This is a genomic window from Campylobacter sp. RM12654 (genome assembly GCF_020137585.1).
Classification (GTDB): domain Bacteria; phylum Campylobacterota; class Campylobacteria; order Campylobacterales; family Campylobacteraceae; genus Campylobacter_E.
Genome location: NZ_JACGAR010000027.1, coordinates 1 through 22,236, shown reverse-complemented (window position 1 = coordinate 22,236; position 22,236 = coordinate 1). Strand labels below are relative to the sequence as shown.

At 28.4% G+C, this 22,236-nt stretch carries 23 protein-coding genes and 1 pseudogene; 8 read left to right on the top strand and 16 right to left on the bottom strand.

Features of this window, described 5'->3' with window-relative positions; translation table 11 throughout:
- Nucleotides 1-268 precede the first annotated feature (268 nt).
- The 12 genes and pseudogenes from AVBRAN12654_RS08220 to AVBRAN12654_RS08165 all read right to left on the bottom strand — a co-directional run bounded on the left by AVBRAN12654_RS08220 (nucleotide 269) and on the right by AVBRAN12654_RS08165 (nucleotide 12,253).
- On the bottom strand, nucleotides 269-460 hold the full coding sequence (locus AVBRAN12654_RS08220) for a hypothetical protein (protein ID WP_214118591.1): 192 nt from the start codon (nucleotides 458-460) through the stop codon (nucleotides 269-271).
- Nucleotides 457-2,283 (bottom strand): RNA polymerase sigma factor RpoD, encoded by a 1,827-nt coding sequence (gene rpoD / locus AVBRAN12654_RS08215; RefSeq protein WP_214118593.1) that lies wholly within the window; start codon nucleotides 2,281-2,283, stop codon nucleotides 457-459. Before rpoD ends, AVBRAN12654_RS08220 begins: the two co-directional genes overlap by 4 nt.
- Before the next feature lie 64 nt (nucleotides 2,284-2,347).
- Entirely contained in the window at nucleotides 2,348-2,974 is a 627-nt protein-coding gene (locus AVBRAN12654_RS08210) for a uracil-DNA glycosylase (protein ID WP_214118595.1), read from the bottom strand.
- The gene (locus tag AVBRAN12654_RS08205) at nucleotides 2,955-3,476 is read right to left on the bottom strand and encodes a ribonuclease HII (protein ID WP_214120593.1); all 522 of its coding nucleotides are present in this window, start codon (nucleotides 3,474-3,476) and stop codon (nucleotides 2,955-2,957) included. The genes AVBRAN12654_RS08210 and AVBRAN12654_RS08205 overlap by 20 nt, the downstream gene beginning before the upstream one ends.
- Entirely contained in the window at nucleotides 3,463-4,515 is a 1,053-nt protein-coding gene (locus tag AVBRAN12654_RS08200; protein ID WP_336614276.1) for a hypothetical protein, read from the bottom strand. Before AVBRAN12654_RS08200 ends, AVBRAN12654_RS08205 begins: the two co-directional genes overlap by 14 nt.
- Nucleotides 4,512-6,071 (bottom strand): phosphoenolpyruvate carboxykinase (ATP), encoded by a 1,560-nt coding sequence (gene pckA / locus AVBRAN12654_RS08195; protein ID WP_214118600.1) that lies wholly within the window; start codon nucleotides 6,069-6,071, stop codon nucleotides 4,512-4,514. The genes AVBRAN12654_RS08200 and pckA overlap by 4 nt, the downstream gene beginning before the upstream one ends.
- Before the next feature lie 32 nt (nucleotides 6,072-6,103).
- A pseudogene (locus AVBRAN12654_RS08190) lies at nucleotides 6,104-7,426 on the bottom strand (sodium-dependent transporter); the annotation flags it as partial.
- A 394-nt stretch (nucleotides 7,427-7,820) separates the two neighbouring features.
- Nucleotides 7,821-8,573, bottom strand: coding sequence for a UDP-N-acetylmuramate dehydrogenase (locus tag AVBRAN12654_RS08185; protein ID WP_214118603.1), 753 nt, complete (start codon nucleotides 8,571-8,573; stop codon nucleotides 7,821-7,823).
- Complete coding sequence (locus tag AVBRAN12654_RS08180; RefSeq protein WP_214120447.1) at nucleotides 8,563-8,832, bottom strand: hypothetical protein; 270 nt, start codon at nucleotides 8,830-8,832, stop codon at nucleotides 8,563-8,565. Before AVBRAN12654_RS08180 ends, AVBRAN12654_RS08185 begins: the two co-directional genes overlap by 11 nt.
- The gene (gene eno / locus AVBRAN12654_RS08175) at nucleotides 8,832-10,037 is read right to left on the bottom strand and encodes a phosphopyruvate hydratase (RefSeq protein ID WP_214118607.1); all 1,206 of its coding nucleotides are present in this window, start codon (nucleotides 10,035-10,037) and stop codon (nucleotides 8,832-8,834) included. Before eno ends, AVBRAN12654_RS08180 begins: the two co-directional genes overlap by 1 nt.
- Nucleotides 10,015-11,070, bottom strand: a complete 1,056-nt coding sequence (gene recA, locus AVBRAN12654_RS08170) for a recombinase RecA (RefSeq protein WP_214120448.1) — start codon at nucleotides 11,068-11,070, stop codon at nucleotides 10,015-10,017. Before recA ends, eno begins: the two co-directional genes overlap by 23 nt.
- 13 nt (nucleotides 11,071-11,083) lie before the next feature.
- A complete protein-coding gene (locus tag AVBRAN12654_RS08165; protein WP_214118611.1) occupies nucleotides 11,084-12,253 on the bottom strand; it encodes an MFS transporter in 1,170 nt (389 codons plus the stop codon).
- Nucleotides 12,254-12,316: 63 nt separating this feature from the next.
- Between AVBRAN12654_RS08165 and thyX the strand changes: the two genes are divergently transcribed.
- The 3 genes from thyX to AVBRAN12654_RS08150 are packed head-to-tail and all read left to right on the top strand — an operon-like array spanning nucleotide 12,317 to nucleotide 14,308.
- A complete protein-coding gene (gene thyX, locus AVBRAN12654_RS08160) occupies nucleotides 12,317-12,940 on the top strand; it encodes an FAD-dependent thymidylate synthase (protein WP_336612715.1) in 624 nt (207 codons plus the stop codon).
- A complete protein-coding gene (locus AVBRAN12654_RS08155; RefSeq protein WP_336612716.1) occupies nucleotides 12,927-13,793 on the top strand; it encodes a menaquinone biosynthesis family protein in 867 nt (288 codons plus the stop codon). The genes thyX and AVBRAN12654_RS08155 overlap by 14 nt, the downstream gene beginning before the upstream one ends.
- Nucleotides 13,790-14,308: a cysteine hydrolase family protein gene (locus AVBRAN12654_RS08150; RefSeq protein WP_214118617.1), complete on the top strand. Its 519-nt coding sequence runs from the start codon at nucleotides 13,790-13,792 to the stop codon at nucleotides 14,306-14,308. Before AVBRAN12654_RS08155 ends, AVBRAN12654_RS08150 begins: the two co-directional genes overlap by 4 nt.
- Before the next feature lie 51 nt (nucleotides 14,309-14,359).
- Here the strand turns inward: AVBRAN12654_RS08150 and AVBRAN12654_RS08145 are convergent, their stop codons facing one another.
- The 3 genes from AVBRAN12654_RS08145 to AVBRAN12654_RS08135 all read right to left on the bottom strand — a co-directional run bounded on the left by AVBRAN12654_RS08145 (nucleotide 14,360) and on the right by AVBRAN12654_RS08135 (nucleotide 17,754).
- Nucleotides 14,360-15,406 (bottom strand): hypothetical protein, encoded by a 1,047-nt coding sequence (locus AVBRAN12654_RS08145; RefSeq protein WP_336614275.1) that lies wholly within the window; start codon nucleotides 15,404-15,406, stop codon nucleotides 14,360-14,362.
- Between the two features lie 97 nt (nucleotides 15,407-15,503).
- On the bottom strand, nucleotides 15,504-16,655 hold the full coding sequence (locus AVBRAN12654_RS08140) for a hypothetical protein (RefSeq protein ID WP_336614274.1): 1,152 nt from the start codon (nucleotides 16,653-16,655) through the stop codon (nucleotides 15,504-15,506).
- 7 nt (nucleotides 16,656-16,662) lie between these two features.
- Nucleotides 16,663-17,754 (bottom strand): amidohydrolase, encoded by a 1,092-nt coding sequence (locus tag AVBRAN12654_RS08135; RefSeq protein ID WP_336614273.1) that lies wholly within the window; start codon nucleotides 17,752-17,754, stop codon nucleotides 16,663-16,665.
- 100 nt (nucleotides 17,755-17,854) lie between these two features.
- Here AVBRAN12654_RS08135 and AVBRAN12654_RS08130 point away from each other — a divergent pair, with 100 nt between their 5' ends.
- On the top strand, nucleotides 17,855-18,517 hold the full coding sequence (locus tag AVBRAN12654_RS08130) for a hypothetical protein (protein WP_239803031.1): 663 nt from the start codon (nucleotides 17,855-17,857) through the stop codon (nucleotides 18,515-18,517).
- The gene (locus tag AVBRAN12654_RS08125; RefSeq protein ID WP_239803032.1) at nucleotides 18,514-18,978 is read left to right on the top strand and encodes a YjiG family protein; all 465 of its coding nucleotides are present in this window, start codon (nucleotides 18,514-18,516) and stop codon (nucleotides 18,976-18,978) included. The genes AVBRAN12654_RS08130 and AVBRAN12654_RS08125 overlap by 4 nt, the downstream gene beginning before the upstream one ends.
- Nucleotides 18,979-19,009: 31 nt before the next feature.
- Here the strand turns inward: AVBRAN12654_RS08125 and AVBRAN12654_RS08120 are convergent, their stop codons facing one another.
- Nucleotides 19,010-19,312 (bottom strand): c-type cytochrome, encoded by a 303-nt coding sequence (locus AVBRAN12654_RS08120; protein ID WP_214118628.1) that lies wholly within the window; start codon nucleotides 19,310-19,312, stop codon nucleotides 19,010-19,012.
- 163 nt (nucleotides 19,313-19,475) lie between these two features.
- On the opposite strand from AVBRAN12654_RS08120, the gene AVBRAN12654_RS08115 reads away from it, so the two are divergent.
- From AVBRAN12654_RS08115 to AVBRAN12654_RS08105, 3 genes are all read left to right on the top strand, one after another.
- Nucleotides 19,476-20,150 (top strand): response regulator transcription factor, encoded by a 675-nt coding sequence (locus AVBRAN12654_RS08115; protein ID WP_250325869.1) that lies wholly within the window; start codon nucleotides 19,476-19,478, stop codon nucleotides 20,148-20,150.
- A complete protein-coding gene (locus AVBRAN12654_RS08110; RefSeq protein ID WP_336614272.1) occupies nucleotides 20,140-21,126 on the top strand; it encodes a sensor histidine kinase in 987 nt (328 codons plus the stop codon). Before AVBRAN12654_RS08115 ends, AVBRAN12654_RS08110 begins: the two co-directional genes overlap by 11 nt.
- Nucleotides 21,127-21,181: 55 nt before the next feature.
- On the top strand, nucleotides 21,182-22,236 hold a 1,055-nt coding region (locus AVBRAN12654_RS08105; RefSeq protein ID WP_336614271.1), incomplete at its 3' end, for a PDC sensor domain-containing protein.

The following is a 22,236-nucleotide window of genomic DNA, read 5'->3' as shown; positions in this document are numbered from 1 at the left end:
ATTAAATTAAGTAAATTAAAAATATTTAATTTTTAACCCCTAGCAATGTTAGAAATGTTTTAGAATATATCTTATAGCTATATTAAATTGATTGTTAATATTAAAATCAGCACTGAAAATTCTTTCATAACCTAGATTTAATCTCAAATCGTTATTTAGATTATAATCTTAACTAATATTAAAATAAAATTGATTGTTTTTTTGCTTTATAAATTCTAACGCTATAAAAAGGCTTTTTAATAATAATTTTTAAAAAGCCTTTTGAAATTCAAATCTCTTTGCCTAATTTAAAGCCAAGTTCTTCTAAGCATTTGCTAAGATAATCTTTATCATCGCAATCAATGATAATTGTTTTTAAATCATCACTAAAAGTAATATTATTAAACTCATCTTCTAAATTATCTTTAATTTTTTTAACACAATGAGAGCAATTTACATTAAATATTTCATATTTTTTCACGAACTTGCTCCTTTTAATTGTTTTCCGTATTTAGGGAATTTAAGTTTTTTAATAGCTGTGCTTTCTATTTGTCTTACACGCTCACGAGTGATTTTTAACTCACTTCCTATCTCTTCAAGAGTTCTATCACTCTCATCATCAGTTAGTCCAAAACGAAGTTTAATAACGGTTTTTTCCCTTTCATTAAGTTGCTCTAAAACTCCATTTATTTGCTCTTTTAAATCTTCTTTTAAAATATGCTCAAGCGGACTAATGCTACTTCTATCTTCTACGCTATCACCAAATCTTCCATCATCATCACTTCCAACAGGTGCGTCAAGACTTACAGGTTCTTTTGCTATTTTCATAACTTGCTTAACCTTATCTTCACTCATACCGATTTCTTTAGCAATTTCATCAATTGTAGGCTCTTTTCCACATTCTTGAACACGCTTTTTACTAAATTTATTAATCTTATTAATCGTATCAATCATATGGATTGGAATTCTAATTGTCCTTGCTTGATCAGCTACCGCACGGCTAATTGCTTGTCTAATCCACCAAGTAGCATAAGTTGAGAATTTATATCCACGCTTATATTCAAACTTATCAACCGCTTTCATAAGACCGATATTTCCTTCTTGAATAAGGTCAAGAAATGCTAAACCACGATTAGTATAGCGTTTAGCAATACTTACAACTAATCTTAAGTTTGACCTAGCCATCTTACCTTTTGCAGTATCGCTAATATTTTTACCACGCTTGATTTGCTCTAAAATCTCTTTTAATCTTTCTTTATCCATATCAAAGCAATTTTCACTAGCTTCTTTTGTCTGGAATAGCTTTTTAATCTCCATATAAGTGCTAACCATAGTATTTTCTAAAGCTAATTCTGTGATTTCTTCTTTACTTAAATTGGTAATATTATCTAAGATTTTTTTATGTCTTTCTTTTAATTCATCGCTAAACATAGGCAAACGATATTCTAAGCGTTTTAATTCTTTATCAAAATCTACATCACTTTTTAAAACCGTTTCCATAGATTTTACGATTTCATTAATTAGTTTAGAAGTTGGCCCTAAAGCTAATAATTTTTCTTTTAAAATATTCTTTTTGAAAGCAATATTTATATGATTTTGCAATTCATCTTTGCTAAGTTGCTCTTTGTGTGAGCTTTTTAACCATTCTTTTTTTGCCTTTTCTAAAGCTTTAAAGCTTTCAATTACTTTAATTGCTCTTTTATCTTCTTTTAAAGATTTTACAGGCTTTCTTTCTTCATCGCTATCATCTAATTCATCTTCTTCTAAATCTTCTTCATTTTCATCTTCATCATTATCAAAATTCTTAAACAATTCTTTCACACGACGCTCGCGATTAATTAAAGCATCTTTATAGTCTAATATAAAATCAATTAGATAAGGAACACTACAAAAAGCGTCAATTATAATATCTTCGCCAAGTTCAATTCTTTTGCTTATTTCAACTTCTTCTTCTTTGCTAAGCAAATCAATCTGACCCATCTCTCTTAAATACATTCTAACAGGGCTTTCACTTCTACTAATTTCGCTTAAATCATAATCTTTGCTTAAATCGCCTTCTAATTCATTTTCTCTTAATAATTCTCTTTGTTTTGCTCTTTCTTTTGCTTCTTTTAGATTTCTCATTTTAGCAATTTCTGCCGAGCTTAGAAGATTTACATTATATTCTTTTACTAAATTCTTAATAGTCTTTATATTTGCTGCTGTTGGAGCTTTTTTAAATAACTTAACTATCATCTCATAAGTTAAATAATCATCTGTATTGTCCTTAAACAAAACCTCTAATTCTTTATCTAAATCTGCCATTTTTGCTCCTTTTTGAAAAAACTTACATTATACAAAAGATTAATAAATTAAGCATTATTAAAAACTATTCTAGCCAATTAATTAGGCTTTTATTTTTTGATTTTAAGTATTCATTACATTTTAAAAAATGTTGATTGTTAAAAAATTTACCCCTTGCAAGTGGGCTTGGATGAGCAGAGCTTAATATTAAATGCCTTTTAGTATCAATATATTTTGCATAATTATTTGCAAAACTCCCCCACAACATAAAGACTAAATTATCATAATCATTATTAATTCTTTGTATAACATAAAGGAAAAAATCTTCCCATAAATGCTTGTGAGAATTAGGTTTGCTCTTTTGCACGCTTAAACTTGCATTTAATAATGCCACGCCTTGTCTTGCTAAATAGCTCAAATCACTTTGTAAAAATACAGCTTCATTTGGATAATCATTTAAGATTTCTTTAAAAATATTTCTTAAACTAGGTGGAATTTTAATACTAGATGAAAACGCTAAACCATCAGCACTTCCATCGTGATATGGGTCTTGTCCTATAATCACTACTTTTGGAATTTCACATAATTTAAAGGCTTTAAATAAATCCTTTTTTTGTGGATAAATTATATTATTTTCATATTCGTAATCTAAAGCCTTTAAAAGCTCTTTACCCTTAGCAGTAGCTAAATAATCATCTACTATATTTAGCACAAAAGCTCCTTCTATGCAATAAACTTAAGCCGTGAATTTTAATAGCTTCTATGTGAGTTTTGGTTCCATAGCCTTTATGAGATTTAAAATCATATAAATTATCATCTAAATTAGCCATAAAATTATCCCTACTAACCTTAGCTAAAATACTAGCAGCCATAACGCAAGGCTCTATCTCATCAGCATTTATTAGAGTTTTTATACCCATTCCATAATCAGTATTACCATCAAATAATAATTCATCTTTTTCAAAATGCTCTATAATTTCTCCTAAAGCTTTTTGATAAGCCGCTCTAATTCCATTTAAATCTATATATTCATTATCAACAAAAACTACTAAATAATCAGAGTTTTGCTTAATTATCTCATACAAATTCTCACGCTTTTTTGCACTTAGTTTTTTACTATCATTTAATTCGTTTATATTTATTTTTAGCTTACAAGCTGCAAGCACTAATGGACCTGCAAACGCTCCACGCCCAGCTTCGTCAATCCCAATCATTTAATTCCTTTGAAATTAGCCAAGTATTTAAAGTAAGTCCTATAAATCTAATTTCATCATTAACGAAATTAAATTGCTCGTTTAATGATAAAACTAAGATATTTTTAAGCTCTAATTCTTTGGCTTTTTTGCTTAATTTTTTGCTTTTTAGTTTTATAAAATCTTTATTAGTAAAAGCTTCGCATAGTATTCCTAAACTAGCCGAACTAATAATAAAATTTATATCATCATCATAAAAAATCTCATCATAAACCATCAAAAGTTCATTAGCTATTAAATTCTCATAAGTTTTAGAAAAATCCTTTTTAAAACTAAGTGAGTTTTTAATTGAAAAATCATAAAAATAAGGCTTTTTTAGATTTTTTTTAATATGTTTTACCCAATGCAATAAAAATCTATCTTCTAAAGAATAAACGCATTTAAAAAAATCATTTTTTGCTATTTTTTTATGTTTTAAAAACTCACTAAAAAGACTTAAAATACTTGTTTGAACGCCTATTTTTAAAGCTAATTCTTTAAGAGTGATTATTTCGTTTTCGCTTAAATGCTGTTTTAAAATAGCTTGAGTATTTAAAGCAGCATTAAGTGGGTCTAAATCCACATTAGCAGGATTTTGCCCTAATAATAAATAATTTGATAAATGCTCGCTAGGGCTATAATTTTTCTTTGAAAATGAAATAAATTCTTCATAATCTAAAAAATTAAGCCTTATTTTAATAAAGTCTTTATAAGAATAATTTTTATTAGAGCTTAATATATAACAACGCTCTAAATTTCCTAATTCAAATTCTAAAAAAGGCTCATTTATTATTAGATTTTTGATTTTATTTTTTTCTATGAAGCTTTTAAAATCAGCATTTATAAATCTTAAATCACTCATATTAATATAAGTAAATTCATCTAAATTATAAAATGCTAAAGATTTTTTACCACTAGAAATTGCCCCATAAATTAGGGCAAATCGTGGTAAGGTATCTAGTTTTCTTGGTTTTAAACCATCTTTGTTTATTTTAAATTGTAAAAAACTATCTAGGCTCATAGCTTAGGACTAGCGTCTAAAAACTCATTAGCCTTATCGCCGTATCTTTTGAAATTCTCTATAAACATTTTTGCTAATTTATCTCTTGTAGCTATGAAATCAGCTTCATTTTCCCAAGTTTTAATAGGATTTAATAATCTTTCATCAACCCCATCTAAACTCTTTGGCACTGCTAAATTAAATACATCATAATTGTAATATTCACAATTTTGAATAGAGCCATCTAAAATAGCGTTAATGCAAGACCTAGTCGCTTTTATACTCATTCTTTTACCAACGCCATAACTTCCACCGCTCCAACCGGTATTTACTAAATATACATTTACATTGTGTTTTTTAATCTTTTCGCCCAATAATTTCGCATAAACACTAGGACTAAGCGGCATAAATGGTTCGCCAAAACAAGCAGAGAATGTAGCAACAGGCTCTTTTATACCACGCTCAGTTCCTGCAACTTTTGCAGTATATCCACTTAAAAAATAATACATTGCTTGAGTGTTGTTTAGTTTTGATACAGGAGGTAAAACGCCAAAAGCATCAGCACATAAGAAAATTATATTAGATGGATGACCTGCTTTTAAACTTGGTTCGTGATTTTCAATATGCTCTATTGGATAGCTTACACGAGTGTTTTCTGTCTTACTAGCATCACAAAAATCAACTTCTTTAGTGCAAGTTATAACTACATTTTCAAGTAAAGCATTTCTCTTAATCGCTGCGTAAATTTCAGGCTCACTATTTGGGTCAAGATTAATACATTTTGCATAACAACCACCTTCGTAGTTAAACACACCATTATCATCCCAACCATGCTCATCATCACCTATTAAAGCACGATTTGCGTCTGTGCTAAGAGTAGTTTTACCTGTGCCACTAAGACCAAAAAATAAACAAACATCTCCATCTTTACCAACATTCGCACTACAATGCATACTCATCTTACCTTGTAAAGGCAGCCAGTAATTCATCATAGAAAACACACCTTTTTTCATCTCGCCACCATACCAAGTGCCAAGAATTAATCCTATGTTATTTTCTATATCAAATCCTACGAATACATCGCTATTTAAATCTTGATATTTATACATTTCATTTTTTAATTTGCACGCATTTATGATTACAAAATCAGGTTTGAAGTCTTTAAGTTCTTCATCACTTGGGCGAATAAACATATTTTTAACAAAATGTGCTTGCCACGCAATTTCTGTTATAAATCTTATTTTTTTTCTACTATCAAGGCTAGCTCCACAAAATACATCCATAACATAAAGCTTTTTGCCATTTAAATATTCTTTTGCTCTTCTTAAATTATCATCAAAAATATCTTTAGTGCAAGCTCTATTTACATTACCCCACGCTATATTTTCACTTGATGGATGAGAATTTACAAAATACTTATCCTTAGGGCTTCTACCCGTAAAAATACCTGTATCAACTGCAAATGTGTCATTTTGACAAACTTCACCTTCACGGCACTCTAACTCGTGAGCTCTTAACTCATCATAACTTAAATTGTAAAAAATCTTCTCCGGCTTTATGCCTAAATCTTCTAACATTTTTAACTCCTGTAAATAAAAATTGCCTAATTCTACTTTAAAAAACTTCCTAAGGGGTAAAAATTATTAATTAATATCAAAATTATTATAATTGGTGTTACAAATCTTAAAAAAATAAAATAAAACTTAGTTAAATTTTTGCCAAATATAGGTAAAAAGATTTTAAAGAATGAATATCTTTTCATTAAAAATCCAGCATAAATACTAGAAAACAACACTCCTAAAGGAAGCATTATATTACTTGTGAAAAAATCTAAAGCATCAAAAGTATTAAAGCTAAGCTTATTCGCCATTCCAAGAAGAGCTAAAACACCTATTATATAAACAAAAATTCCAATAATAATCAAAGCTTTTTTTCTACTCATTTTATTTTCAAGATAAAAAGTAAATGGCTCAATCATAGAAACAGCACTCGTAATTCCTGCAAAAAATAAAGCTATAAAAAAGCTAAATGATAAAATCTCACCTAAAAAACCAAATTTTGAAAATAAAGTAGCAAGGCTAACAAATACAAGTCCTGCTCCACTCTCATTAGGATTTGCTCCGAATTTAAATACAAAAGTAAAAACAATAAGCCCCATCATAAGACCTATTAAAAGATTTATAAACACTACAAATAAACTTGATTTTAAAATATTAGTTTTTTCATCTAAACTAGCAGCATAAGTGCTAATACAACCTATCCCAAGACATAAAGTAAAAAGACTAAGTCCTAAAGCATCAAGCAAAGAATTAAGCCCTAATTTAGAAAAGTCAGGTTTAAATAAAAACTCACACGCATCTAAAAATCCATCTTGAGTAAAGCTAAAACCTAGCATTAATAAAAGTATTACAAATAATGCAGGCATTAAAATCACATTTAATTTCTCAATCCCATTAATTATCCCGCGACTAACTATATAAATAGTCATAAAAAAGCAAATGCTAAAGCAAATTATGCTAATAAATAAATTCTCGCCTATTGCATTATTAAAAAGCGCTCCTGCTTCATCTAAGGTATTAGGTAAAGAAAAACTTAAAAATATATAGTGAAATACTAAAGATAAAACCACTAAATAAAACGATAATACAAGTATTCCAGTGAGCATAAAAACCCCGCCCATTTTGCATAATTTTGGCTTAAATCTAGCAAGGGTAAAATAACTTGTAGCTAAATCACTTTTAGTAATTTTTCCTAATGCAATTTCTGCTAAAAATAAAGATAAACCTAAGGTTAAACATAAGAATAAATAAAGTAAAACAAAGGCCGAACCACCATTAGTCCCAACCATTGTAGGAAATTTCCACGCATTTCCAAGTCCAACAGCACCACCCGCAAGGGCTAAAACAAAACCTACTTTAGAAAAAGTGCTCCTAGCTGAGCCAAAGTAAACTCCTCATAATAATCTCCTTTTTTAAAAAATAAGCCAAAATAATAACCTAAAAGATAGCAAAATGCAAGGAAATTAAAAATTATTTGTATATTTTTAATAAAAATATTAATTTTAATGATATTTTAGGGTTAATTGTCTAAATCAATAAGATAAAAGCTTTAAATAATTTCAAAACTAAGCAAAATAGAATAAGCCGTAAATGTCAATAAACCTACTAAAATCAATACAAATATGATAATTTTGAAAATATTCAAAACAAATTCCTTAGAATATAAATAATTTATTAAATTTTTAAATTGATAATGATTATAATACCCCCCCCCATTAACAAAAGTAAATAAATTAAAAATTTTTTGAAATATTTTTATATTGGAATTTAATTTAAAATAAGAACTTCAGGTTCTAAAAGTATATTAAATTGCTTCAAAACCTCATCTTGTGCTAGATTTATCAAATACAATGCGTCTTCAAAACTAGCTTTATTAAAATTTATTAAGAAATTTGCGTGCATTTCGCTAATCTTTGCACCGCCTTTTACCTTGCCTTTAAGCCCTGCTTTATCAATCAATGCTCCTGCGCTAAAGCCTTGTGGGTTTTTAAAAATACTACCAAAACTAGCACCTTTTGGCTGATTTTCTCGCATTTTGCTAAATTGCTCTACTAATTCAAGGCTAAAACCTTTGTTTAATCTAAGCCTAATAGCATAAATTGTGCCTTTTATATCACTATTTCTATAAGTAAAATTTGGCTTAATCCATTCATTATCAACATTTACTTCTAAAATATAATTTTTTATTTCAAATTCTTTCATTCCTGCATTCATTTTAGTAATGCCGCCCATTTGTCCTGGTAGGTGTGATAAGAATTCTAAACCTGTTAGATTGTTTTTCTTACAATAATTAAATAATTTATATGAGCTAGTTCTAGCCCCTATTTCTAAATAATCATTATATTCTTTAATATATTCGTATTTTTTGCCTAAAATTGCAAGATTTTTAGGCTGATTGATTAGCAAATTACTAGCATTTCCAATGACTAAATAATCGTGTTTAATCATCTCATCAATTACTTTTACTTCACAATTTGCGCCGATTTTTACGCTTGAGTATTTTGAAAAATCAATTATCATAATCGCCTTGAATGCTTAGCAATTCAAAATAATCTTTTTGCAATTGTGCATTGGTTTTATTAAGCTCGTATATTTGATTTTTTAGCTTTTCTATCCTTGTATCTAGCATCATAGTTGTCTCTATTGATGATTTAGAAAACAATATCGCAAAAAGCCCAAAAAATAAAATAAATACATAAAGGGCAATTTCTAAAATGCCCTTTGTAAAAATCTTTAAATTAGACTTTTTATAATTATGATTGTCTAATAATTCTTGCATTAAAATCCTGCTTCAATTTCAAGCAATCTATTATATTTAGCTGTTCTTTCTCCCCTTGCAGGAGCACCTGTTTTAATATACTTGCAAACTAATGAAAAATCAGCTATGAAATTATCTTCACTCTCCCCACTTCTATGGCTCATTATAGTATTATAGCCATTTGCGTGAGCTAGTTTAATAGCGTCTATTGTTTGAGAAATTGAGCCGATTTGATTAGGCTTGATTAAAATCGCATTTGCCATACCTTCATCAATGCCTTTTTGTAATAATTTAACATTAGTTACAAATAAATCATCTCCTACTAATTGTGTTCTTGAGCCGATTTTTTTAGTTAAATTAACCCAGCCTTCATAATCTTGCTCTGCAAGTGCATCTTCTATGCTTAAAATAGGATATTTTAATAATTTTTCATATTCATTAATCATCTCATCGCTACTTAGCTTTTTGCCCTCATAATCATATTTTCCATCACTATAAAGCTCACTTGCTGCAACATCTAATGCTAGATTGATTTTGCCACTAAAACCTGCTTTATTAATAGCTTCTAGTAATAATTCAATAGCTTCTTCATTGCTTCTTAAATTAGGTGCAAATCCGCCTTCATCTCCTAATGCTGTGCTTAAGCCTTTTTTCTTTAAAATATCTTTTAAAGTATGATAAGTAATTGCACTTGAGAATAATTTTTCTTTAAAAGTATCAAAACCTGTTGGAAGTAACATAAACTCTTGAATATCTATATTATTATCAGCATGAGCTCCACCATTTAATACATTTAGCATAGGTGTAGGAAGTGCGTTAAACTCTCCACATAAATATCTATATAATGGTAAATTACTAGCATTTGCTCCTGCTTTTGCAACTGCCATTGAAATTCCTAAAACTGCATTAGCACCTAAGCTAGAATAATTACTCGTGCCATCAACTGCTAATAAATGCTCATCAATTTCTCTTTGATTAAATACGCATTTGCCTATAAGTCCAGCTGCAACATGCTTAGCATTATTTACTGCTTTACTTACGCTTTTACCGAAGAAATAGCTCCCACCATCTCTTAATTCTAAAGCTTCATTAATCCCTGTGCTAGCACCACTTGGAACTATTGCTTCACCACTAATACCATTTTCTAAAACTACCTTAACCTTAACGCTAGGATTACCCCTACTATCTAGCACTTCAAGTGCATCAATCTTCGCTATTTTCACCAACTTCTCCTTCTAATGTAATATCATCGCCTATACTAGCTTTAATTTTTTCTGCAATTTCATTTGCTATTTCTTTGTTTTCTTTTAAGAAAATTTTAGCATTTTCTCTACCTTGACCTAGTTTATTACCACCATAGCTAAGCCAAGCACCACTTTTATCTACAATATCAAGCTTAATACCATAATCAATTAATTCGCCTTCGTAGCTAATGCCTTCTCCATACATAATATCAAATTCTGCTGTTTTAAATGGAGGTGCAACTTTATTTTTAACTATTTTTGCTTTTGTTCTATTTCCAATAGGCTCTTCGCCTTGTTTTAATGTAGCGGTTTTTCTAATATCAATTCTTACACTTGCATAGAACTTAAGTGCATTTCCACCCGTTGTTGTCTCTGGACTTCCATAACCTGTTTGACCTATTTTCATACGAATTTGATTTATGAAAATTACCATTGAGTTCATCTTGCTAACTACTGAAGTAAGTTTTCTTAAAGCTTGACTCATAAGTCTTGCTTGAAGACCTACATGAGTATCTCCCATCTCTCCATCAATTTCAGCCTTAGGAGTAAGTGCAGCAACACTATCTACTACTATAAGCTCTACCGCTCCACTACTTGCTAAGCGTTCTACAATCTCTAATGCTTCTTCTCCGCAACTTGGTTGAGATACTAAAACATCATCAATATTTACGCCTAAATTCTTAGCATACACAGGGTCAAGTGCGTGTTCAGCGTCAATAAAAGCACAAGTATAACCCATCTTTTGAGCTTGAGCTACGATTTGAAGTGTTAGCGTTGTCTTACCACTACTTTCTGGCCCATAAATCTCTACTATTCTTCCTTTAGGAACTCCACCAATTCCAAGTGCAATATCTAGCCCAAGTGAGCCTGTAGAAATTGGCTCAGCCTTTATTATAGGCTTATCTCCAAATCTAACAATAGCACCTTCTCCACAAGCTTTATTAATGCCTTTTAATGCAGCTTCAAGGGCTTTTGCCTTATCTTCAATTACTGCTGTTTCTTTTGCTTTTGCCATACCTTTCCTTTTTTTAATTTCTTAATTTGATTTTTAACCTAAGATTATAAATAAATAAGAATATTGCAATAAACATAGCTATTAAAAATGCGTCTCTTGGATGATGAAGATTGAAAATATGTTCTAATAATTCATCTATTAATGGACTAGAAAATTGTCCGCTAAATGTCGCAATACTAGCTAATGCCATATTTGTAGCTAGGTTTTGTTTTTTACTTCTAGTGCTAATTTGTGAAAACAAAAATGGTAAGCTAAAGCCAACTGCAAGACCATTTAAAATAGCTGCAATTATTCCTATTATTAGCATTAAATTAATTCCTGCGATTTCTATATGTTCGCTAAATCTTATAGCAAAAAGTAAAAAGGCTAAAATATAAATAAATGCTCCTAAGATTTTGATTTTTGTTCTAATTTTTTTGACAACTTTATGTAAATTCATAGAAGCAATTGCACCAAACAAGCCATTAAATCCCATAATTACACCAATAAAACTTGCGCTAATAATTTGCTCTTTTTGATAAATTATTGAAAAATTATTCGTAAAATTAAAAAACAAAACTTGGACTAAAAATAAATTAATATAAATTCCACTAAGATTTTTTATATTTCTTAAATCTATTTTCTTTTTCTTCTCCGCTATTTTTATATTAGGTAAAAAAATCATATTTAAAACAAATAAAACCAAAGCAAAAAGATATATTAAAAAACTATATTGCCAAGAAATTGACGCTAAAAAACCAGAAAAACTAACGGTAATAACTGCTCCTAATTGATTACACATTGCACTAAGTCCCATTAGTTTTCCTTGCTCTTCTTTTTTAAATAAAAAGCCAAGTAAAGAAACGCTTAATGGCATTAAAAAGCCAGTGCCTAAGCCTAAAATCGCTCTAAACACCAAAACCTGAATTATGTCATCTAAGAAAAACGGAGCAACCCCGCCAACTATAAACAATATAAAACCTATAAAAGCAAGTTGCTTAACGCTTAAATAATTTGCTAATTTTGCAAAAATTAAGCTTGAAAAGATAATAAAAAGTGAAGGTAAAGTAATAATTAATTTAATAAGTAATTCACTATCATTTGAAAAATGCTTAGCAATAAGTCCTAAAGCAGGTGCAACGGCAGCTCCACCTGTAACGGTTGCTAAGGAAATACTTAAAATTGAGATTTTTAGCATATTCATTGAAGTTTCCTTAAGATTTATATAAAAAAACTATAATGAAAAAAATCAAATTAAAGGCAAATAATGAGAATTACACTACTTAATTACACCCCACTAAATATCTGTTCTCACGCTATGAGAACTTGTTGGCAAAGCTTTGATAAAAGCGATAACGGAGGAGAAAAAGACTGCGAACTAATAAATCGTATCGGAAATATTTATAAGCATTCTAGCACGCTTGAACATTTAAATTATAATTTTTATATTCAAGGTATTTCAAGAGCTTGTTTGCAAGAATTAGCAAGACATCGCCACGCAAGTTTATCAGTAAAAAGCACTAGATATACTCTAAAAGAACTAAGAAATGAAAGTGAGTTTAAGGAATTTGATTTTGCTAATGCACAAAAATATATTGTGCTAACTGGAAATCGCTTGGTTGATAATGCTAGTATTTGTGCTTTAGAAAAACTAAGAATTATTTTAAATACTGAAGGAATGACACAAGATATTGCTAAATATGCCTTGCCAGAATGTTATAAAACCGAGCTTACTTGGAGTATAAATGCAAGAGCTTTACAAAATTTCTTAACTCTTAGAACTAGTAAAGCTGCACTTAAAGAGATTAGAGAGCTAGCTTACAATATCTATGAAGCTTTACCTAAAGAGCATAAATTCATTTTTAAAGGTTGTTTAAATGAAGCAAATTAGCCTAGCTCATAGCCCTGATGCTGATGATATTTTTATGTATGCGGCAATTCGCTATGGTTGGATAAGTTCGGAGTTTAATTATACTAGCGTTGCTGATGATATAGAAACGCTAAATAAAGCAAGTTTAAATAATATTTATGATGTTTGTGCAATTTCTTTTGCTGTGTATCCTAAAATTCAAAGCGAATACGCCTTGCTAAGATGTGCTACTAGTTTTGGCAATGGCTATGGTCCAAAACTAATCACTCTAAAAGATAAGATTTTAAAACCTAATTTTAAAGTGGCTTTAAGTGGGGAAAATACCACAAATGCTTTAATTTTTAAACTAGCATATCCTAATGCAAGAATTACTTATATGAACTTTTTAGATATAGAAAAAGCTGTTTTAGATGGTAGTGTAGATGCTGGGGTGTTAATACATGAGAGTATTCTTAATTTTAGTGATAAATTAAGAGTTGAGCGTGAGATTTGGGATATTTGGGCGGAGTTTTGCAAGGCTGAATGTGGCGAAGTGCTTACCTTACCACTTGGTGGAATGGCAATACGCCGTTCTTTAATGCTAAGCGATGCAATTAAAATTGAAAATGAGCTAACTCGTGCAGTAAAAGTCGCTACTCAAAATAAAGCTTTATTAAGTCGTATATTGCTTGGCAAAAACGAAGTGAGAGTAAATGAAGATGAGCTTAATAAATATCTAAGTCTTTATGCAAACGATGATAGTATTAGCTTAAAAGATGAGCAAATAAAATCACTTGAAGTATTGTTTAAATTAGGTGAGCGAGTTGGCTTTAGTCCTTGTGATGTAAGGCTTAATCTAATTCCAAGCGAATACGAAAGCTTAAGAAATTCATGAAAAATCTTTTAATAATAGTAGATTTTCAAAATGATTTTGTAACAGGCTCTTTAGGGTTTTTAAAGGCACAGAATTTAGAAAATATCATCTTAGAAAAATATGAAAAATATCTTAAAAATAATGATGAGATAATCTTTACTATTGATACACATAATGATGATTATTTAGACACTATAGAAGGGCAAAATCTACCTATTAAACATTGTATTAAAGGCACAAATGGGATAGAAATTTATGGAAAATTAAATGAGTTTTCTAAAAATCATTTATGCTTTTATAAAAATACTTTTGGCTCAATTGAACTTGGAAATTATCTAAGCAATAAAAACTATAAAAATATTGAAATTGTTGGACTTGTAAGCAATATTTGCGTCTTATCAAATGCAGTGATTGCAAAATCTGCACTTCCTAATGCAAATATTTTTATAGATAAAAACGCAACCGCTAGTTATGATGAAGACTTGCACCAAAAGGCTTTAGATATTTTAAAAAGTCTTCATATAAATATTATTTAAAAAATACCTAATTCAAATTCTAAAATTGAATTTGAATTAAATCATATTAATTTATGCTAGTTTATCTAGTGTTTTATTCTTTAGCAAATCTTTTACTATATCAGCACTATCGTGAGTAAAATCACCTAAAAACTCATCACTTTTTGCCATTTTCTCATCTATATAAGTCTTATCAACATTTAAAAAATTAGCGTAATGCTCGTTAGCTTTATCATTAGCTTTGTTAAATTGCTCTAAAAGTTGAGGATTTTGCAATGAATTTGGGTCAATGTTTAAGATTTCAAGCTTATCTAAATCAGCCTTACTAAGTGCTTTTACCCCGTTTGTATTAATTGTATTTTTAATCCTTGTTAGGCTTGATAGTGCGTTTGCGATTTCTTGCTTTTTCTTTGCTTCTTCATCATCAACATTAGTGCTTTTTATTTCATTTGATGCTAGATTTACATTTTGAGTGCTTGTATTTTGTGTGTTTAGGTTTTGTGGATTTTTATTAGCTGCAAATTCTTCGCTCTCACCTAAAGTTATCGTATCATCAAAATCACTATTTGATAATATTGTTTGATTTAATGCTTCATCAATATTTTTAGGCACAGAATCTAAAATCGTAGTATTATCAGCTAAAAAACGCTCAATTTTTTGATAGCTTTGATAATTTTGCGGATTTGTTCCATCTAAACTAAACTTAGCTACTACATTAAGCTCTAATAATTCATCTTTATTTAAAAAATCATTATTGTTTTTATTAGCAGCTACATATCCTCTAGCATAAGCAATATCACTAAACCAACCACTTATATATTTTTCTGCATTACCATTTAAAATAATACTGCCATCTTCACGCTTATAAAAGTCTTTGCTATCAAAATGGCTTTTTAATTTATCTAAACTCTCATCACTAATACTTGCAGAACTTATGCCATTTTTACTTTCAAAATAGATTTTATTGCCACTATTATTGCCTGTTTTTATATCATCAATTTTATTATTTTTGATATTTTCATCAATTTGTTTTAATTCGTTTTCGCTCTTTACTCCACCAAAACTCTCGCCCATTTTATGATAAGTATTATTATAAATATTAGATAAATTAACTTGCATTCAATCTCCTTTTTAAATAATTAATTTTCGTTTAATTTTATTTAATGATACTTAAAAATTTTTGAAAATTATTACAATAATTACTTATATATTTATATTAAATTTCATTCTTTAAACAAAATGAAAATTCTTTAGCAAAAAAGTTTATATTGATATTTCCTTTTTCACAAGGAGTGATTATTTTGCAATTTTGATAGCATGGCAAAATCCCATAAAATTCTAATACTTTAAAATTATCATTACGAACACTAATTTCATTAATGCCTTGTGATTTTAGCTCTTTTGCTAATTCTTTATTTAAATGATAATTTTTAGCAAAATGCTCGTTTTCATCAACAAATCTATATAAAAATGGATTAAATATCACAAATAAAAAGCTAATTACTAAAGAAATCAACACAAAAAATAATATCACATTATGTTTTGCTCTAAATTGTGGTAAATGCACTTTAAAAGAAGTTAAAAAATTAGCAATTATTAAAGGTATAGCAGGTAGTAAAAATGGTAAAAACTCGGCAATTTCTGGCTTTTGTCTAAATGATAATAATAAGCATATTATAAAAGCACTCGCACTTATACAATATAGCAAGTCCTTTTTACCCTTAAAACTAATATAATAAATCGTATAGAAAAAATACAAAAATAAAGGTGGAGAAAACACAGCCGACATAATAGCAAGTGAGTCTAAAAAATATCCCCTAGGTCTGCCTGAAAAATCATATCCATAAATTATAAAAGTAGCAAACATTAGTAAAATTGATAAAATTAATAACTTTGATAATCTATTAAAATAAGCATAAAAAATACAAGCAATATATAATGAAATCATAGCTTTATCAATATAAATACAAACAATCAATACTCCATAAAATATATAAAATTGCCTTTTTATAGCAAGATATACAAGAAGTAATGAAGTAAATATAATAATTCCCGCAGGATTAATTAGTAATGCTGAAGCAAGGCTTCCTGGAGTAAGATTAAAGATAATATTAGATATATAGGCATTATTTTTAAGGTATTTAATTGATATTTTATATAGCAAAATATTGCTTAAAATATGCAAGATTATATAAGCAAATCTTATATTTTCATTGCCAAAAACACTTAAGGCAAAATTAGCAAAAAGCCCATTAAAACTATTTGAGCTAAGCTCGTTTAATTCATAAGGGCTAATACTTAAAAAGCTGTTTTGCCACAATAAAACGCATAAATCAATTAATAAAATAACGCCTAATTTATAATTCATCTAATTCCTATTTTAAATTCTCAAGCTCAAGCATTAAATTAAGCCACAATTTAACACCATTTTCTAAGGCATTTTTATTTAAACTCATTTCAGGATGATGAAGTCCAGGAGCACAATCAACTCCTAAGCCCATAAATGCTGATGGAATGCCTAGTTTAATAGGATAGAAGAAAAAGTCTTCCCCACCAGGTGTAAATTGCTCTTTGATTAAATTCTCTTCTCCTAAAGTATTGCTTATAACTTTTTCGCAAATCTTAGCTAAATCTTTGTTAATTACAGCTGCGGGAATATTGATTAAGTATTCAAAACTCACCTTAGCATCATAAGCATTTGCTATATTTGTTATGATTTTTTCAAGTTTTTCTTTCATCTCTTGCATACTATCATTATATTGAGCTCTTAAATCAAATACCAAAATAGCTTCACTAGGAATTGAATTAGTAACCCCACTATCACATATAAATCTAGTTGCTTTTATACTACTTGGTTTATTTGGGTCTATATAAATTTTTCTCGCAGCATCAATAATACTAACACCTACATCAATTGCGTTAATTCCTAAATGTGGTCTTGCTCCGTGAGCTGCTTTGCCTTTAATAGTAATTTTTATAGCTGAACTTGCTGCATAATACATTGAAGCTATTGCTTTAGGACTTGGGCATTCTTGAATTGGGCGAATATGCATTCCAAAAATAGAGTTTAAACCTTCACAAGCTCCTAATTCTATCATCTTTAAAGCTCCACTGCCTAATTCTTCAGCAGGTTGGAATATAAATCTTATTTTGTTATTTTTAATGATATTTTGCTCTTTTGCCCTTAAAGCTGCACTAAGTAGCATAGACATATGTGCATCATGCCCGCAAGTATGCCTTGCACAAGCTTTATCATCAATTATATGACCTAAAGCATCAATATCAGCCCTAAGTCCAATTACCTTGCTACCACTTCCTAACTCCGTATAAAAACCAGTATCTCCTATATTAGTTATACTAAAACCTGCATTTTTAAGAGTAGTTTTTAAATACTCACTCGTTTTAAATTCTTTAAATCCAAGCTCTGGAATTTCGTGTAAATACTCATAATGTTTGATAACTTCCATATTAACTCCTTTAAAAAATATAAATACTAATAACTATTTCTTATTGTTTTCTTAAAAAATATTGTAGAATAAAAACTTTATTTTATTTAAAAGGAGTAGTATGCAAAAAGCTACAGAATTTGAAGTAGGAAAAGTAAAACCTAGTGCTTATCTTGCTTTAATATTTTTAATCTTATTTTTTTCAGGACTTTTAGCAGGACACGATATGCTAAAGGCTTTTGATTTTTCTACTTTAACAGGTGGTTTTGGTAAAATCCCAAAAATCTTAGATGAAGCCAATATAAAAGCTACGACCTTCATAGGAGATGGTGGAAGTGGTGCTAGGGCTGGATTTTTATTTGCATTTAGCTTAATTCCTGCTGTAATGCTTGCACTTGGAGTAATTGAAGTAATGGAGCATTATGGAGCTATTAAGGCTGCTCAAAAATTATTAAATCCTATTTTAAAACCTATTTTAGGAGTTCCTGGATTATGTGGGCTTATATTAATTACTGATTTACAAAGCACAGATGCAGGTGCTGCTATGAGTAAAGAAGCAAGAGATAAAAATTATATAAACGATAAAGATTTAGTAGTAATTTGCGCTTGGCAATATAGTGGGGCTGGTATGATTAATAACTTTTTTGCAATAGGTTCAGCATTATTAGGACATTTAGTATGCTTACCAATAATTCCACTTGTATTAATGCTAATTATGAAATTCGTAGGAGCTATTTTTGTAAGAATAGTTTTAAATACATTTTATAAAAAGGATTTTGAATGAATAATGAGAGCAAAAACCCATTAGATATTTTTATAGTAGGTGCTAAAAAAGGTTTTAATATCGCTTTATATAATCTAATTCCTAATGTTTTAATGGCTTATGTAATAGCTGAAATGTTAAAAATCTTAGGAGTTATGAAATTCTTAGGAGATTATTGTGGCGTTATTATGAATATTTTTGGCTTACCAGGAGAAGCAATTACTATACTTTTATCAGCGTGGCTTAGCACTTCAGCTGGAGTTGGAATTGCTGTTAATTTATATGCAAATGGGATTATTGATAATATTGGCGTTAGCATAGTTTTACCTGCTATATTTTTAATGGGAGCTCAACTTCAGTATTTAGGAAGATTATTAGCTGTTGCAGGAGTTGCTAAAAAATACTGGATACTACTAATAATAACAAGTATTTTAAATGCTTTTATTTGTATGTTTATGATGAAAATTGTTGTTAGTTTGTAAAAGAGTTCAGGATTGCTCCTGAACTTAAGAATTATTTTAAAGTTACGATATAAGCAGCTAATGCTTTCATATCATCTTCGCTAAGATTTTTAACTTGTAATTCCATAGTTTTCTTAGCTTTTCCACCAAATGTTCCAGCTTTATAACCTTGTAAAGCTTCTAAAATTGTTTTTTCATCTAAAGTATTGATGATAATTTCTGCACCTGGAGCTTTTTTCTCAGCTGCTTTACCATGACAGGCAATACATTTTTTAAATAATGTAGCTCCATCATTAGCCATTGCTGCAGTGCTTAATAAAGATAATGCTGCTAAACTTAATAATACTTTTTTCATTTTGTCTCCTTTTTTTAAAAATGAGTGAAATTGTATTTATTTTTGATAAACAAACCAAAATTAATTTAATATTTAGAATTTATTTAAATTAATAATTATTTTCATATTATTTTTCTTACTTATTTTTTGTAATATTTTCAATATTTTTTAATTAGGATAACTTATGCAAGATTTACCTTTGGTGTATGTTTTAGAAGATGATTTAAGCATTAATAACTTAATAAAATATGCTTTAGAAAGCAGTGGTTTTAAAGTCATTAGTTTAATTAATGCAAAAGAGCTTTTTAGCGAATTAAACAATCAAATTCCACATATTTTAGTGCTTGATATTATGCTACCTTGCGAAGATGGTTTTAGTATCCTAAAAAAAATAAAATCTAATGAAAAAACAAAAGCTATTGAAGTAATTTTACTAAGTGCGTTAAACCAAGAAAACGATAAGGTAAAAGGTCTTGATTTAGGAGCAAGTGATTATATCACCAAGCCTTTTTCTATTTTAGAATTCCTAGCAAGAATTAGAAATATTTTAAGAAGAATTGATTGTAATAATGAAATCATTTTTAAAGATTTAAAAATTAATCTAAAAACTAGAATAGTAAGCATTAATGAAGAAGAAATAAGCCTTACTTTAAAAGAATTTGAATTACTTACAAAACTCATTAAAAACCAAAACATTTGCCTTAAAAAAGAAGATTTATTAAAAGAGATTTGGGGAGCAAATATTTCAAGTAGGACTTTAGATATACACATAAATACTTTAAGAAATAAATTAAAAGATTATGCAAAATACATAATAACAATTCGTGGAGTAGGATATAAAATAGCTTATGAGAACTAGGATATTTTTTGCTATATTTTTTGTTTCATTTTTTGTTTTGATACTATTACAAGCAGCGATTTTTAGCGTTTTTGATAATATTTATTTTATAAATCTTGATTTTAAAATAGAAATTTTTAAAACAATATTTTTAGTATTTTTACTAATAACATTACTTAGCTTAACTCTTGCATATTTTATAAGCAAAAGCATAGTAAAACCATTATACGAACTTGACATAAACGAACTTGATAAATCATTTCAATACAATGAATTAAAGACTTTTTTATCTCAAGTAAAAGAACATAATAAACAATTTAAAAAGATAAGAGCAGAATTTAGTGCAAATGTTACTCACGAGTTAAAAACTCCACTTACTTCAATAATGTTAAGCTCTGAAATGCTTAAAAATAATCTAGTAAAAAAAGAAGATGAAAAGCAATTCATAGATACAATTTACAATCAATCAAGTGCTTTACTTGAGATGATTGATGAGATTATTAAATTATCATTTTTAGATGAAGTTAATAATTTTGAGATGACAAATGTAAATATAAGCAATGTTTTAAGTCAAATTATTAAAGAATTAGATTTTAAAATCCGTGAAAAAAATATAAAAATACTTATGAATATAGATGAGTTTATATTTTTTTCCAATGAAAAACTAATAAAAACTATGCTTTATAATATAATTGATAATGCGATTAAATATAATATAGATAATGGCAAAATAATTATTAGTTTAAATATAAACAAAAAACACATAGTTTTATCTATAAAAGACACTGGTATAGGCATTAGCAAGGATATTCAAAATAGAATATATGAGAGATTTTTTAGACAAGACATAAGCAGAAACAAACAAATAAAAGGCACAGGTTTAGGACTTTCAATAGTAAAAAAGATAGCTAGAATACATAAAATTAAAATAATGTTAAATTCCGAGCTAAATAAAGGGAGTGAATTTACTTTTTATTTTAAAAAAATTAAAAATTAATTTTAATTAATTGTTTATAATATAATCAAATCAAATTCACAGGCAAGGAAAAAGTATGAAATTAACAAACAAAATTCCATTATTAATTAGTGTGCCTTTAGTTATTTGCTTTATTGTATTAGGCATTACAAATTACGAAAATTCTAAAGAAGATGCTATTGGCTACTCAGGAATTGGAAAAAAGCACACACTAGAAGCTACTATGCTTTATGCAGATACATTTTTTGTAGATAGAACAAATTTTATTAATAGTTTTTCTAAAACTCTTGGTAAAGCAGACTTATACAAAGAAGAAGAATTAATCAAACAACAAATTAAAAATGTGTTTTTAACTTCTGGATTTAACGCTTTATATTATTCTAGAAATGACAATGGAATGGCTTATTATATTAGCCAAGAAAATGATGATGAAGTTATAGTTTTACCTGATGAAGGTGATAGAGCTAAACAATGGTATAAAGAAGCAGTTGAAAAAGGACAAGCAATTATTGCTGATGAAGTTTATTATGATAATAAAATCAAATCAGTAGTAGCAACTATATCAGCTCCAATCATCAAAGATGGTAAATTATTAGGAGTTTTAGGCGGGGATTTATCTTTAAAAAATATGAGAAATAATATTCTTTCTATTAAATATTCTCCTACAAATGCGGTATTTGCATATGATAAATTATTAAGATTTACAATTCATCAAAATGAAGCTTTAGAGCTAAAACCACACGATGTTTTAAAAGAAATTGATGCTAAATTCAAAAATGCAATGTCAAATATTGCAGATGATAAAAATAAAATTACTCAACTTGAGTATGTATTCAATAATGCAACAAAATTAGCTGTATGTAAAAAATATGATAAATTAAATTGGACTTTTTGTAGCACAAATGAATATAGCGACTATTCTAAAGAGCTAAATGATATTATTATTTCAAATTTAACTATGTTTGTTATATCTTTAATTGTAATTTTAGCTATTTTATTAGTATTAATAAGACGCTCATTAAACCCAATTAATGTTATAGAAAAAGGTCTAAGAGAAGTATTCGCACTAATAAATCACGAAAGAAAAACAGCAAGTAAGATTGATTTAAATTCTAAAGATGAGTTCGGAGA

Excerpts from the sequence above, each read along its gene's own strand:
- rpoD (WP_214118593.1), bottom strand. The coding sequence starts at position 2,283 with ATGGCAGATTTAGATAAAGAATTAGAGGTTTTGTTTAAGGACAATACA.
- AVBRAN12654_RS08205 (WP_214120593.1), bottom strand. The coding sequence starts at position 3,476 with ATGATTGGGATTGACGAAGCTGGGCGTGGAGCGTTTGCAGGTCCATTA.
- AVBRAN12654_RS08200 (WP_336614276.1), bottom strand. The coding sequence starts at position 4,515 with ATGAGCCTAGATAGTTTTTTACAATTTAAAATAAACAAAGATGGTTTA.
- pckA (WP_214118600.1), bottom strand. The coding sequence starts at position 6,071 with ATGTTAGAAGATTTAGGCATAAAGCCGGAGAAGATTTTTTACAATTTA.
- AVBRAN12654_RS08185 (WP_214118603.1), bottom strand. The coding sequence starts at position 8,573 with ATGATAATTGATTTTTCAAAATACTCAAGCGTAAAAATCGGCGCAAAT.
- AVBRAN12654_RS08180 (WP_214120447.1), bottom strand. The coding sequence starts at position 8,832 with ATGCAAGAATTATTAGACAATCATAATTATAAAAAGTCTAATTTAAAG.
- recA (WP_214120448.1), bottom strand. The coding sequence starts at position 11,070 with ATGGCAAAAGCAAAAGAAACAGCAGTAATTGAAGATAAGGCAAAAGCC.
- AVBRAN12654_RS08165 (WP_214118611.1), bottom strand. The coding sequence starts at position 12,253 with ATGAATATGCTAAAAATCTCAATTTTAAGTATTTCCTTAGCAACCGTT.
- thyX (WP_336612715.1), top strand. The coding sequence starts at position 12,317 with ATGAGAATTACACTACTTAATTACACCCCACTAAATATCTGTTCTCAC.
- AVBRAN12654_RS08155 (WP_336612716.1), top strand. The coding sequence starts at position 12,927 with ATGAAGCAAATTAGCCTAGCTCATAGCCCTGATGCTGATGATATTTTT.
- AVBRAN12654_RS08150 (WP_214118617.1), top strand. The coding sequence starts at position 13,790 with ATGAAAAATCTTTTAATAATAGTAGATTTTCAAAATGATTTTGTAACA.
- AVBRAN12654_RS08145 (WP_336614275.1), bottom strand. The coding sequence starts at position 15,406 with ATGCAAGTTAATTTATCTAATATTTATAATAATACTTATCATAAAATG.
- AVBRAN12654_RS08140 (WP_336614274.1), bottom strand. The coding sequence starts at position 16,655 with ATGAATTATAAATTAGGCGTTATTTTATTAATTGATTTATGCGTTTTA.
- AVBRAN12654_RS08135 (WP_336614273.1), bottom strand. The coding sequence starts at position 17,754 with ATGGAAGTTATCAAACATTATGAGTATTTACACGAAATTCCAGAGCTT.
- AVBRAN12654_RS08130 (WP_239803031.1), top strand. The coding sequence starts at position 17,855 with ATGCAAAAAGCTACAGAATTTGAAGTAGGAAAAGTAAAACCTAGTGCT.
- AVBRAN12654_RS08125 (WP_239803032.1), top strand. The coding sequence starts at position 18,514 with ATGAATAATGAGAGCAAAAACCCATTAGATATTTTTATAGTAGGTGCT.
- AVBRAN12654_RS08120 (WP_214118628.1), bottom strand. The coding sequence starts at position 19,312 with ATGAAAAAAGTATTATTAAGTTTAGCAGCATTATCTTTATTAAGCACT.
- AVBRAN12654_RS08115 (WP_250325869.1), top strand. The coding sequence starts at position 19,476 with ATGCAAGATTTACCTTTGGTGTATGTTTTAGAAGATGATTTAAGCATT.
- AVBRAN12654_RS08110 (WP_336614272.1), top strand. The coding sequence starts at position 20,140 with ATGAGAACTAGGATATTTTTTGCTATATTTTTTGTTTCATTTTTTGTT.